Source organism: Bradyrhizobium cedriense (assembly GCF_054602315.1).
Genome location: NZ_JBTSWB010000002.1, coordinates 92480 through 104400, shown reverse-complemented (window position 1 = coordinate 104400; position 11921 = coordinate 92480). Strand labels below are relative to the sequence as shown.

General features: G+C 64.4%; 12 protein-coding genes. 5 read left to right on the top strand and 7 right to left on the bottom strand.

Annotated elements, in window-relative coordinates; translation table 11 throughout:
- Positions 1 to 50 precede the first annotated feature (50 nt).
- Positions 51 to 830 carry a DUF2189 domain-containing protein gene (locus ACYCVF_RS06800; protein WP_459599750.1) on the bottom strand — a complete coding sequence of 260 codons (780 nt, stop codon included), beginning with the start codon at positions 828 to 830 and terminating at the stop codon, positions 51 to 53.
- 240 nt (positions 831 to 1070) lie between these two features.
- Here ACYCVF_RS06800 and ACYCVF_RS06795 point away from each other — a divergent pair, with 240 nt between their 5' ends.
- Positions 1071 to 3299, top strand: coding sequence for an ATP-binding protein (locus ACYCVF_RS06795; protein WP_459599752.1), 2229 nt, complete (start codon positions 1071 to 1073; stop codon positions 3297 to 3299).
- A gap of 139 nt (positions 3300 to 3438) precedes the next feature.
- On the opposite strand, the gene ACYCVF_RS06790 is transcribed toward ACYCVF_RS06795, so the two are convergent.
- From ACYCVF_RS06790 to ACYCVF_RS06780, 3 genes are all read right to left on the bottom strand, one after another.
- Positions 3439 to 5049 carry an acyl-CoA synthetase gene (locus ACYCVF_RS06790; RefSeq protein ID WP_459599754.1) on the bottom strand — a complete coding sequence of 537 codons (1611 nt, stop codon included), beginning with the start codon at positions 5047 to 5049 and terminating at the stop codon, positions 3439 to 3441.
- Between the two features lie 187 nt (positions 5050 to 5236).
- A complete protein-coding gene (locus ACYCVF_RS06785) occupies positions 5237 to 6373 on the bottom strand; it encodes an epoxide hydrolase family protein (RefSeq protein WP_459599756.1) in 1137 nt (378 codons plus the stop codon).
- A 127-nt stretch (positions 6374 to 6500) separates the two neighbouring features.
- The gene (locus tag ACYCVF_RS06780) at positions 6501 to 6956 is read right to left on the bottom strand and encodes a GatB/YqeY domain-containing protein (protein ID WP_459599758.1); all 456 of its coding nucleotides are present in this window, start codon (positions 6954 to 6956) and stop codon (positions 6501 to 6503) included.
- 69 nt (positions 6957 to 7025) lie between these two features.
- Here ACYCVF_RS06780 and ACYCVF_RS06775 point away from each other — a divergent pair, with 69 nt between their 5' ends.
- A complete protein-coding gene (locus ACYCVF_RS06775) occupies positions 7026 to 7394 on the top strand; it encodes a hypothetical protein (protein ID WP_459606503.1) in 369 nt (122 codons plus the stop codon).
- A gap of 4 nt (positions 7395 to 7398) precedes the next feature.
- Here the strand turns inward: ACYCVF_RS06775 and ACYCVF_RS06770 are convergent, their stop codons facing one another.
- Positions 7399 to 8100, bottom strand: coding sequence for an alpha/beta fold hydrolase (locus ACYCVF_RS06770; protein ID WP_459599762.1), 702 nt, complete (start codon positions 8098 to 8100; stop codon positions 7399 to 7401).
- A gap of 146 nt (positions 8101 to 8246) precedes the next feature.
- On the opposite strand from ACYCVF_RS06770, the gene carA reads away from it, so the two are divergent.
- Entirely contained in the window at positions 8247 to 9437 is a 1191-nt protein-coding gene (gene carA, locus ACYCVF_RS06765; RefSeq protein ID WP_459599764.1) for a glutamine-hydrolyzing carbamoyl-phosphate synthase small subunit, read from the top strand.
- A 45-nt stretch (positions 9438 to 9482) separates the two neighbouring features.
- Here the strand turns inward: carA and ACYCVF_RS06760 are convergent, their stop codons facing one another.
- A complete protein-coding gene (locus ACYCVF_RS06760; RefSeq protein WP_459599766.1) occupies positions 9483 to 9698 on the bottom strand; it encodes a hypothetical protein in 216 nt (71 codons plus the stop codon).
- 147 nt (positions 9699 to 9845) lie between these two features.
- On the opposite strand from ACYCVF_RS06760, the gene ACYCVF_RS06755 reads away from it, so the two are divergent.
- Positions 9846 to 10367: a cupin domain-containing protein gene (locus ACYCVF_RS06755; protein WP_459606502.1), complete on the top strand. Its 522-nt coding sequence runs from the start codon at positions 9846 to 9848 to the stop codon at positions 10365 to 10367.
- Between the two features lie 126 nt (positions 10368 to 10493).
- Here the strand turns inward: ACYCVF_RS06755 and ACYCVF_RS06750 are convergent, their stop codons facing one another.
- Positions 10494 to 11015 (bottom strand): Dps family protein, encoded by a 522-nt coding sequence (locus ACYCVF_RS06750; protein WP_459599768.1) that lies wholly within the window; start codon positions 11013 to 11015, stop codon positions 10494 to 10496.
- 112 nt (positions 11016 to 11127) lie between these two features.
- Between ACYCVF_RS06750 and ACYCVF_RS06745 the strand changes: the two genes are divergently transcribed.
- The gene (locus ACYCVF_RS06745; protein WP_459599770.1) at positions 11128 to 11829 is read left to right on the top strand and encodes a class I SAM-dependent methyltransferase; all 702 of its coding nucleotides are present in this window, start codon (positions 11128 to 11130) and stop codon (positions 11827 to 11829) included.
- The last annotated feature ends 92 nt before the right edge of the window (positions 11830 to 11921 follow it).

Genomic DNA, 11921 nt, shown 5'->3' with positions numbered 1-11921 from the left:
CTGCAAATCGATGCATCACACGTATTTGTCAGTCCCTCGTCAGGACCACGTCAGAGTTGCGGCATGGGCGCCACCAGCCGCCGATAGAGATGCCAGGTCGCGTGCCCGAGCACGGGCAGCGTCACGATCAGCCCGAGAAAGTAAGGCAGCGCAGAGACGATCAGCAGCATCACGATTACCGCGGCCCAGGAGATCATCGGCAGCGGGCTCGTCACCACCGCGCGCACGCTGGTCACCATCGCCGTGACGAAATCGACGTCGCGGTCGAGCAGCAGCGGAAACGACACCACCGTCAGCGAGAACAGGATCAACGACAGCACGGCGCCGACGGCGTTGCCGATGCCGAGGAACAGCAGGCCTTCATTCGTGGTCAGAACCACCGTCATGAATTCCTGCAGGCTGGAGAACGAGGCATTGAGGCCGAGCAGCAGCGCGATCAGGAGCCGCACCTGGTACATCCAGACCACGAATATGAACAGCGTCACGAAGGCCATCCAGCCGATCTCGCTGCGCGAGCGTATCGCCGACCAGATCGCGCCGAACGAGACCGGCTCGCCGCGCTCGCGGCGGCGGCTGACTTCGTAGAGGCCGATCGCCACGAACGGCCCGATCAGCGCAAAACCGGCAGCAAGGGGATAGACCAGATAGATCATGCCGAAGGCGGTGAGACAAAGCATGATGGCGATGCCGCCGGCAGCGTAGAGCACGCCGAAGCAGAGACCGTAGATCGGCAGCGACTGGAAATCGCGCAGGCCTTCGACCAGCGCCTCGGCAATGTCGGTCGCCGCAACGGGACGCACCACCGGATCGACCTTGCCCGAAATGGACATCAGCTTCCTCCGCAAATCGGCGCGATCTTTCGTCGCGCGCATGCCGCGATATTAGCGCCGCCGCGCGGAGGCGCAACTTGATGCCGGCCGGCGCGAAGAGAGCGGCGACGCAACAATGCTCGCGATGCGAAATCTTTGGACTTTGGTGCGATATTCGCGACCATGACTATGGACGGGGCAGATAATCGTACCTCAAATTGTACCTCCGAGCACCCTCGCCCGAGAGCGGATCGTCCATCGATGAGCCTGCGTACCCGGTTACTGATCCTCGTCATCGCAGCCATGCTCGTGCCGGCGATCCTGGTCGGGCTGCGTTTCGTGCAGAACCGGGCCAATGAGATCGACGCGGCACTGGCCAATCTGGCCGCATCGGCCGACGACATCGCGGGCGATTTGGACGAGAAGATCAAGGGCACCGCCCAGCTTCATTATGGGCTCGCCCGTGCCCGCGACCTCGACACGCGCGACAAGGCGGCCTGCTCGACGTTTCTGTCTGATGTCCGCGAAGAGTATCCGCAGTTCACAGGCATCCTGACCATCGATCCCGACGGCAGTCTGTTCTGCGACTCGCTGCGGACCAACCGCACGCTCGACCTGAATGACCGCGGCTATTTCAAGCAGGTGAAGGGTCTTCATGGCGTCGTTGCGGTGGAGCCGGTGTTCGGCCGGCTCACCGGACTATCGGTGCTGCAGATCGCCTATCCCGTGCGATCGGAGGCGGGGGCGCTGAAATTCGTGCTGCTCGCGTCATTCAACCTCAACAAGTTCGCAGAATTTCACGACAAGCGGCTGCTCGCCGAGAAGGACGTCCTGCTGATCGACGCCAAGGGTACAGTGCTCGTTGCTCCCAAGGGCGGCTGGAGCGAGCCCGTCGGTGGGTCCATTGCTGGTTCGGACCTTTTCCGCTTTGCGGCAGCGCCCGATCGCGAGCAATTTCGCGAGGTGAGCGACCGCGAGGGCCGCACACAGATCTGGGCCGTTGCCCGCTCACCTTCGATCCGCAAGGCCGGCCTCTACATCCTGGTCGGACGGTCCAAGGACGGATTGGTGGCGGCGGCCAATCGCCGGCTGCTGGAGGACATGGCAATCCTTGCGGTGGCTTCGCTGCTGTTGCTTGCCGGTGTCTGGATCCTTGCGACCGTGAGCGTCGGACGCCAGGTCGGACGGCTCGCCGCCATGGCCAGGAGTCTCGGGCATGGTGATCTCAGCGCACGCATTCCGGAGCCCCACCCGAGCGGCGAGCTCGGCGGATTAATGGCCCTGCTCAACGGCACGGCCGAATCGCTCGAACAGCAGCGCGCCGCCATCGCGGATCTCAGCCACAAGCTCAGCCAGTCCCAGAAGATGGAAGCCATGGGCCAGCTCACCGGCGGCGTGGCGCACGATTTCAACAATCTCCTGACCGTCATTCTCGGCAATTCGGAGCACCTCGCCGACAGGCTTGCGGGCAACAAGGAATTGCAGCGGATCGCAGACGACATTGCGACCGCCGCCGAGCGCGGTTCCGACCTGACGCGGAGCCTGCTCGCCTTCGCGCGCAAGCAGCCGCTGCGACCGCGAGAGATCGACATCGCCGAGCAGGTGACCGGCATGAAGCAGCTTCTGCGGCGGACCCTGGGAGAGCACATCGACTGCAGCTTCACATTCGCACCGGATCTATGGCTCGCCAGCATCGATCCTGGCCAATTGGCGACGGCCGTGCTCAACCTCGTGCTCAACGCGCGCGACGCGATGCCCGACGGCGGCAAGCTGATGGTCGAGGTGCGCAACATCTCGCTCAGTGAAGCCGACCTCGACGTCAACGGCGAACCGCGGCCGGGCGACTACGTCATGCTGGCTGTGCAGGATACCGGGACCGGCATGAGCAACGAGGTGCTGGTGCGCGCGTTCGAGCCATTCTTCACCACCAAGGAGGTCGGCAAAGGGACCGGCCTCGGCCTCAGCATGGTCTACGGGTTTGCGCAGCAATCCGGCGGACTTGTGCAGATGCAGTCCGAACCGGGCCAAGGCAGCGTCGTCAGGCTGTTCTTTCCCCGCCTCGCGACGCCGCCGAGCGAAGAGCCGCCACCGGCGGAGCGGGGCACCGCACACGACGGACACGAGACGATCCTCGTCGTTGAGGACGACGACATGGTGCGAGCCTATGTCGAGAGCGAGCTGAAGACGCTCGGCTACCGAGTCATTGCGACATCGAACGGGCCTGCGGCGCTGGATGTGCTGCGCCAGCCCGGAGACATCCAGCTGCTGTTCACTGATGTCGTGATGCCCGGCGGCATGTTCGGACCGGAGCTGGCGAGGCAGGCGACCGGCCTGCGGCCTGGTCTCAAGGTTCTCTTCACCTCCGGCTATAGCCAGAGTCCCGTGAAGACGCCCGACCAAATCGGCGACGCCCGCATTCTGACCAAGCCGTTCCGGCGCAAGGATCTCGCTGCGATGCTGCGGGCCGCCCTCTCGGAGCCGTCGCGGTAGATCAAGAGACTTCCGTCAGTTGTTGTCGGCGATCGCCTCCATCACGCCCATCCACCTGTCCGCACCCAGGGCTATCACATTTGAGAGCCTTTCCCTGCGGCCATCCTTCGAGACGCCCGCCTTTGCCATTGCCGGAAAGCTAACCTCTCGCCCGCAGCTCGCGCCGCAGCACCTTGCCCGTCGCCGTCATCGGCAGCGTCTCGGCGAACTCGACGAAGCGCGGATATTCGTGGGCTGCAAGCTGCACCTTGACGAACTCCTGGATCTCGCGCGCGAGCGCATCGCTGCCGGCAAAGCCGGGCCGCAGCACGATCCAGGCCTTGATGGACTCGGTTCGGATTGGATCGGGGATGCCGACGACGGCGGCCATCGCCACCGACGGATGCTTCATCAGCGTGTGCTCGATCTCGGAGGGACCGACGCGATAGCCGGCGGTGGTGATGACGTCGTCCTCGCGGCTGACGTACCAGAAATAACCGTCCTCGTCCTGCACGCCGAGGTCGCCAGTCAGCAGGAACTCGCCGGCATATTTCTTCGCCGTGGCCTCCGGATTGCGCCAATATTCGAGCATGGTGACGGGACAAGGCTGGCGCACGCCGATGATGCCGCGCTGCCCGCGCGGCAATTCCTCGCCCTTGTCGTTGACGATTCGGACGTCGAAGCCCGGCGTCGCCTTGCCCATCGAACCGGGGCGGATCGGAAACAGGTTCGAGTTGCTGCCGATCACGAGATTGCACTCGGTCTGGCCGAACACCTCGTGCGCGTCGATGCCGAAGGTCTCGCGCACCCAGCCGAGCAGCTCGCCGCCGAGCGATTCACCGCCGGTGAAAATGCTGCGCAGCTTGACGCCCGGATGCTTCACGCCGGCCTGCCGCATCAGCTTCAGCGCGGTCGGCGGCAGGAAGACGTTGCGGACGCCGAGGTCTGCCATCATCTGCATCGCCGCCTGCGGCTCGAATTTGCGCGCGCGGTGGCCGACCAGGGGAATGCCGTGGTACCAGAATGCGAGCAGGCCGTTGACGAGGCCGCCGATCCAGGCCCAGTCCGCCGGCGTCCACATGAGATCGCCGGGCCGCGGCAGGAAGTTGTGGCACATCTCGACGTTCGGCAGATGACCGAGCACGACGCGATGCGCATGCAGCGCGCCCTTCGGATTCCCTGTCGTGCCTGACGTGTAGATGATCAGCGCGGGATCGTCGGACGACGTATCGACCCGCTCGAAGTCGGGCGATGCGGCCTTCAGCGCATCCCAGAACGATTTGGTGCCGGCGGGCGCGCGCTCGCCGACGATGTAGACGTTCTTGAGCTCAGGCAGGCGATCGCGGATCTTCGCGAGCTTCTCCCAGCCGCTCTCGTCCGTGACGATGGCCTTCGCCTCCGAATTCGACAGGCGGAATTCCAGCGCGTCCTCGCCGAACAGTGCGAACAGCGGGATCGAGATCATGCCGGAGCGGAACGCCGCCATGTGCACGATCGGCAATTCCAGCGACTGCGACAGGAACACCGCGACGCGGTCGCCACGCATGAGCCCATCCGCCTTCAAAACGTTGGCGAAGCGGCGAGACATCTCGGCGATCTCGTCGAAGGAGGTGCGGCTGGTGGCGCCGGTCTCGTCGACATAGATCAGCGCAAGCCGCCCCGTGCCGTCAGCATGGCGATCGCAGCACGCTTCCGCCATGTTGAAGCGCGCCGGGACGTCCCAGCGGAAATTGCGATAGAGCTCGTCGTAGGTTGCGGCTTCGGTCAGCATGGGCAGGCGTTTCCACGGTGTCTCGTTGTTATCGCCCAGTCTAGAGCGGCCAAGGCTCGGGACAAGTCCCGCCGCGTCATTCCGGGGCGACGCGAAGCATCGAGCCCGGAATCCATCGGGCGACATTTCCTGCGGCCCGATGGATTCCGGGTTCGCCCTGCGGGCGCCCCGGAATGACAGCGGAGAGTTACCGCAGCGTCGCGAAGAACTTCCTGACATCGCGCACGAACAGCTCCGGCTGCTCGAAGGCGCCGAAATGGCCGCCCTTCTCCATCTCGCTCCAGTGGGTGATGTCCGGGAAATTCGGCTCCATCCAGCGCCGCACCGGCGTGATGATCTCCTTGGGGAACACGGCGACTCCCGTCGGCACCTTCACCACCGGCGTGGTGCGGCGCTTACCGAAACTTTCCCAATAGAGCCGCGCCGAGGAGGTCGCCGTCTCCGTCGCCCAATAGAGCATGACGTTGTCGAGCAGCTCGTCCTTGCTGAAGATGTTTTCGGGATGGCCGTCGCTGTCGGTCCAGGCCCAGAATTTCTCCAGGATCCAGGCCGCCTGCCCGCTCGGTGAATCCGTCAGTCCATAGCCGAGCGTCTGCGGGCGCGTCGACTGCTGCTTTGAGTAGCCGGAGTCGAGATCGGCATAGTGCTTGAGGCCGGCGAGAGCGCGCTTTTCCTCCGCGGTCGGCTCGCCCTCGACCTTGGGCGTCGCACTGAAGGCGAGCGTGATGTGGATGCCGGCGCAATGCGCGGGGTCCTGCGCGCCGAGTGAGGTCGTTACCGCCGAACCCCAATCGCCGCCTTGCGCGCCGTAGCGCGTATAGCCGAGCCGATCCATCAGCTTCGCCCAGGTCGCGGCGATGCGGTCGACGCCCCAGCCGGTGGTCTTCGGCTTGGCCGAGAAGCCGAAGCCCGGCAGCGACGGGCAGATCACATGGAAGGCATCCGCGGGATTGCCGCCATGCGCGGCGGGATCGACCAGCGGCGCAATCACCTTCTGGAATTCGACGATCGAGCCGGGCCAGCCATGGGTGATGATCAGCGGCAGCGCCGACGGCTCCTTCGAGCGCACATGCACGAAGTGGATGTCGAGCCCGTCGATCTCGGTGGTGAACTGCTCGAAGCGGTTGAGCTTCGCCTCGCGGGCGCGCCAGTCGTAATCGTTCGCCCAATAGGTGCAGATCTCCCGGATCCATTGCAGCGGCGCGCCCTGGCTCCAGTCATCGACCAGCTCCGCATCCGGCCAGCGCGTGCGGACCAGGCGTGACTTGAGATCGGACAGGATGTCGTCGCTGATGTCGATGCGGAACGGTTTGATGACGGTCATCGGTTGCCTTCCAGTTTCTTTTGTCATTCCGGGGCGTGCGAAGCACGAACCCGGAATCCATTGAGCAACGGATTCAGCAGCGCGATGGATTCCGGGTTCGTGCTTCGCGTCGCCCCGGAACGACAGCTCAGCCCGACAGTGCCGCCTTCACCAAACCGCTGGCCTTGCCGAAATCCATCTGGCCGGCGTATTTCGCGCGCAGCACTGCGATCACCTTGCCCATGTCCTTCATGCCGGCGGCGCCCGTCTCCGCGATCGCGTCCGCGATCGCCTTCTTCACATCGTCGTCCGACATCTGCTTCGGCAGGTAGGCCGAGATCACCGCAATCTCCTCGCGCTCCTGCGCAGCGAGCTCGGCGCGGCCGCCCTTGTCGTAGAGCTCGACCGCCTCCTGGCGCTGTTTGATCATCTTCTGCAGCACGGCGAGGATGTCGGCGTCCGACAGCGGCGGCTTGCCGTTGCCACGCGCGTCGATGTCGGCATTCTTGATGGTCGAGTTGACCATGCGCAGCGTGGACAGCTTGCGCTCGTCCTTGGCCTTCATGGCCTCCTTGACCGCATTGTTGATGTCGTCGCGCAGCATGATCGCCTCGTTTGGAAACAGTAAGACTCGTGGTCTACAACAAGATCCGGGCCCAATATAGGTGCTTGCATGAAGACCGGAAAGCATCTCGCCATGTTGGCCGTTTGCCTTGTAGTGCTCTGGGCGAGCCGTTACGGTCCCTATGCCTGCAGCACGCTCCCGGGCTTTGCCAGCGAAACCAGCTCCTCCTGGCTCGCCAAAGCCGTGAGTGGCCTCCTTCTGATCCTTCTGCTGTACCTGCCAGTTTACGACTTCATTTCCCTAGTAACGGTCAAGCTCGGCTGGGAGACAAAGTTTGACCAGCTTGTCCTTTACGAGGGTGAGCACTCAACAAATTCGGTATCAGCGAAGACACAGCGCCTCCTTTACGTGGTCGATTTCACCGTGGTGGGCTTTCTCCTCCTGCCGCTATGGACCAAGGCCGCCTATTGTGGGTGAACGCCTAGCTCTCCAGCCATTCGGTGAGCGCCCGCACGGTCGCTTCCGGCTGTTCGGCTTGCGGCAGGTGCCCGCAGCGGTCGAGGATCACGAGCCTTGCGCCGGCGATGCCCTCGGCCATCTCTTTCGAGAACGCATTCGGGATCGTGTGATCTGCATCGCCCGTCAGCACCAGGGTCGGACACTTGATGGCTGAAAGCGTCGGGCGCGAATCCACCCGTGCGATGATCGCAGTCTGCTGCCGCAGATAGCCTTCGACGCCGACGTCCTCGTCCTGCGCATGCACGAGCTTGAGGATATCGGCGTCATCGCGCCGCGACGGATGCACGAGCTCCGGAAGGCTCTCCTCGCGAATGGCGCGGAGCTCGCCGCGCCTGGCGCGCTCCATCAGGCTGCGGCGGCGCGCGGTCGCCTCCGGCGTGTCGGGCCGCGCCTGCGTGTTGATCAGCGCCAGCTTGGTCACGCGCTCGCCCGCCTGGCGCATGATCTCCAAGGCGATGTAGCCGCCCATGGAATGGCCGGCGAGGGCGAAGCGCGGCGGCGCCTCGGCGAGGATGCGGCGGGCGATTGCCGCGATGCCGTCGTCGCGGATGTGGTTGGCGATCATCACGGGGCCAAACCGCCATAGCGGCGGGATCACCGGGGCGTAGATCCGGGCCGAGGAGGCCAGCCCCGGAACCAGCAGAATCGGGGTGGTCTGGTCCATTATTGCCTCGCAAGCCCAGGAAATTGCCGGAAATTGTGCAGCCAAGCTTAAGTGCCCGAGGCGGGCTGTCAAATATGCAAAAACGCATGTGAATCGGCCCTTCTCCGCTTTGACGCCGGCGCCCGCGGGGACTATGAAGCGGGCTCATGACACAACATGACAACGATCCCGCTTGGCCGGACCATAAACCGACCGCGCTCCTCGTGCTTGCCGATGGCACGGTGCTCGAAGGCTTCGGTCTCGGTGCCGAAGGCCACGCCGTCGGCGAGGTCTGCTTCAACACCGCGATGACCGGCTACGAGGAGATCTTGACCGATCCCTCCTATGCCGGACAGCTCATCACCTTCACCTTCCCGCATATCGGCAATGTCGGCACCAACGACGAAGATATCGAGACGGTGAACATGGCCGCGACGCCCGGCGCGCGCGGCGTGATCCTCCGCACCGCGATCACCGATCCCTCGAATTACCGCGCCACCAGGCATCTCGACGCCTGGCTGAAGGCCCGCGGCATCATCGGCCTCTCCGGCATCGACACCCGCGCGCTGACCGCGCTGATCCGCTCCAAGGGCATGCCGAACGCCGTGATCGCGCATTCCCGGACCGGCGAGTTCGATTTGCATGGCCTCAAGGAAGAGGCGCGCGAATGGCCGGGCCTCGAGGGCATGGACCTCGTGCCGATGGTGACCTCCGGCCAGCGCTTCACCTGGGACGAGACGCCCTGGCTGTGGGACAAAGGCTTTGGCCGCCAGGAGAAGCCGGAATTCAGCGTCGTCGCCATCGACTACGGCATCAAGCGCAACATCCTGCGCCTGCTGGCCGGCGTCGGCTGCAAGGTGACGGTCGTGCCGGCGACGACATCAGCCGAGGACATCCTGGCGATGAAGCCGGACGGCGTGTTCCTGTCCAACGGTCCGGGCGATCCGGCCGCGACCGGCAAGTATGCGGTGCCGGTGATCCAGGACGTGATCAAGTCGGGCACGCCGACCTTCGGTATCTGCCTCGGCCACCAGATGCTGGGCCTTGCCGTCGGCGCGAAGACGAAGAAGATGCATCAGGGCCATCACGGCGCCAATCACCCCGTCAAGGACGAGACCACCGGCAAGGTCGAGATCACCTCGATGAACCACGGTTTCGCCGTGGACGAAAAGACGTTGCCGAAGGGCGCGACGCAGACCCACATCTCGCTGTTCGACGGCTCCAATTGCGGCATCCAGCTCGACGGCAAGCCGGTGTTCTCCGTTCAGTACCACCCGGAGGCATCGCCCGGCCCGCGCGACTCGCATTATCTGTTTCAGCGCTTCGCCGACCTGATGCGGCAGAGGAAGAGCGCGTAAACCGACAACAGCTTCCGGCGGATGGTCCCGCCGGGTCCGGCTCCCTCACGGACGCATGAACATGAAGTCGGTGTCGGGATCGCAGTTCTCGGCGATGAAGCGCAGCTCCGCCTGGATGTCGGCGACCGATCTCGTCTCCAGATATTTCGAGATCACGAGACTGAGCAAGGCGCGGCAGACGGCCTCGTGTCCGAGGCCGGTCGTCTCCGCCTCGTCGATGGCCGCCGAGAAATGACGCTGCGCAACGTCGGATGCGTACATGGCGTTCCCCTCTTTCGATTTGATTGGCGTGCCCGCCAATGGCCGACTGCGCCTTGATCTCCGTCAAGCCGGCGAATGGACTGGCGTCAGGAACCAAGGGAGCTGCGCCGTCTTGATTCCCAGTCTTTTGCCGCTCGGAGCCCTGCCATGTCCGTCGTCCACGACAAGGCCGAACCCCTCACCATCGTTTTCGAGGATGACGGGCTCGTGCCGAATAACATTCTTCCGTTTCTGGTCTATCGGGGCGCGGTCGAGCTCGATCCGAAGCAGCCGGAGGAGACGATCGAAAACCTCTTCGAACAGAACGGATGGGGCGGGACATGGCGCAACGGCGTCTACGACTATCTGCACTACCACGCGACGGTGCATGAGGCGCTTGGCGTCGCGCGCGGCAGGGCCCGCGTCCGTTTCGGCGGCGATCATGGCCAGGAGCTTGAGATCAAGGCCGGCGACGTCGCGATCCTGCCGGCCGGCACCGGCCATCAACGCATCAACGCAAGCGACGATTTCTGCGTGATCGGCGCCTATCCGCCGGGCGCAAAGATGGAGATCACGCGGGCGACGCCGGAAAACCATGCCAAGGCGCTGACGACGATTCCGAACGTGGCGCTGCCGCCGGCCGATCCCGTGACGGGCAAGGACGGGGCGTTGATGCGGTTGTGGCGATAGCTGCAGGCGCGGTGCTGGAGGGCGGGCAAGGCGAAGCGTGCCCACCAATTGATCCAAACCGTCAAGAAAGGATGGCGGGCACGGCGCTCGAGATGCGCACCTTGCCCACCATATGACAGCCGGGCCTTACGCCTCGTTGCCGCCTTCCTGGCGCGTGGCTTCGAACAGGAACCAGGTGCGGCGCTCGGTCTCGTCGATGAAGTTCTCGAGGATGCTGGCGCTGGCGACGTCGCCGGCCTCGTCGCAGACGTCGTGCGCCTTGCGCATCGCGGCCGCGACGTGCTTGTTGTCCTGCATCAGCTCGCGCAGCATCTCGCGCGGCGGGACGTAGTCCTCGTTGTTGTCCTTGATGGTCTGGAGCTTTGCGACCTGGCCGATCGACTTCAGCGTGGTGCCGCCGATCTTGCGGACGCGCTCGGCGAGCTGGTCGGTGGTCGCGAAGATCTGGTCGGACTGCTCGTCCAGCAGCAGATGATAATCGCGGAAGTGACGCCCGCTGATGTGCCAGTGGAAATTCTTGGTCTTGAGATAAAGCGCGAACGCGTCGGCCAGAAGCACGTTGAGCGCCTCCGAGACCTTCTTGACCCCTTCGGGCGACAGATCGGTGGGGGTATCGAGATCGGGCGAGACCTTGCTGGTTTTGCTCACGGGAGACCTTCCTGTTAGACGCGGACATTGACGGCGCGCCGTCGCACCCCTAACGCAAGGCGGCAGCGCCGGTTCCTCCGTCGGAACCGCTTGGCCGGGACCTTCGAATACCATGGATGATTGGATCGATTATTACGATTCCACGCATACGATCTATGTCAGCAAGCTGCATCGCGACTTGCACTTCCAGATCATTGCGCGGGACATCGTCGGCTATATCCCTTCGCCCGATGCGACGGTGCTCGACTATGCCTGCGGGGAAGCGCTGTCGGCGAGCCAGGTGGCGGCCGCCTGCGGCAAGCTGATTCTGGCCGAGCCCGCCCCGGGGGTGCGTGGCCGGCTGATCGCGCGGTTTGCCCCGGACACCAGGATCCGCGTGCGCTCCCTCGAAGACGTGCGCAAGATGCAGGACCAGTCGATCGACCTCGTGGTGATGAACTCGGTCGCGCAATACATGACCCCGGAGGAGCTCGATGCCGCCCTCCTCAACATCCGCCGTATCCTGAAGCCCTCGGGCAAGCTGGTGCTCGGCGACATTCTCCAGCCCAATGTCGGCATGGTCAGGGATGTCATGGCGCTTCTCAGCTTCGGACTGCGCCACGGCTTCCTGAAGGACGCGCTGGTCGGGCTGATCAGCACCGCGCTGTCGGATTACCGCCAGCTGCGCACGCGCATCGGGCTGCAGCGCTACAGCGAGGACGAGATCACCGCCAAGCTGAAGGCGGCGGGCTTCGCTGTCCAGCGCGCCCACAGCAATATCGGCCATAATCGCTGGCGCATGACCTTCATCGCGCGGCCGCCTCTGGTTCGTTAAGCATAACGGTCAGCCGAGGTGGCCTGTCGCACCCCGATCGGTCATGATCGCCGCGGCCCGGTGGCGGAAGTGTCTACGCGGGGGCGGTGCAT

Coding starts and splice junctions, on each gene's coding strand:
- ACYCVF_RS06785 (WP_459599756.1), bottom strand. CDS start 6,373: ATGACCGTCATCAAACCGTTCCGCATCGACATCAGCGACGACATCCTG.
- ACYCVF_RS06780 (WP_459599758.1), bottom strand. CDS start 6,956: ATGCTGCGCGACGACATCAACAATGCGGTCAAGGAGGCCATGAAGGCC.
- ACYCVF_RS06775 (WP_459606503.1), top strand. CDS start 7,026: ATGAAGACCGGAAAGCATCTCGCCATGTTGGCCGTTTGCCTTGTAGTG.
- ACYCVF_RS06770 (WP_459599762.1), bottom strand. CDS start 8,100: ATGGACCAGACCACCCCGATTCTGCTGGTTCCGGGGCTGGCCTCCTCG.
- ACYCVF_RS06745 (WP_459599770.1), top strand. CDS start 11,128: ATGGATGATTGGATCGATTATTACGATTCCACGCATACGATCTATGTC.
- ACYCVF_RS06760 (WP_459599766.1), bottom strand. CDS start 9,698: ATGTACGCATCCGACGTTGCGCAGCGTCATTTCTCGGCGGCCATCGAC.
- ACYCVF_RS06800 (WP_459599750.1), bottom strand. CDS start 830: ATGTCCATTTCGGGCAAGGTCGATCCGGTGGTGCGTCCCGTTGCGGCG.
- carA (WP_459599764.1), top strand. CDS start 8,247: ATGACACAACATGACAACGATCCCGCTTGGCCGGACCATAAACCGACC.
- ACYCVF_RS06755 (WP_459606502.1), top strand. CDS start 9,846: ATGTCCGTCGTCCACGACAAGGCCGAACCCCTCACCATCGTTTTCGAG.
- ACYCVF_RS06795 (WP_459599752.1), top strand. CDS start 1,071: ATGAGCCTGCGTACCCGGTTACTGATCCTCGTCATCGCAGCCATGCTC.
- ACYCVF_RS06790 (WP_459599754.1), bottom strand. CDS start 5,049: ATGCTGACCGAAGCCGCAACCTACGACGAGCTCTATCGCAATTTCCGC.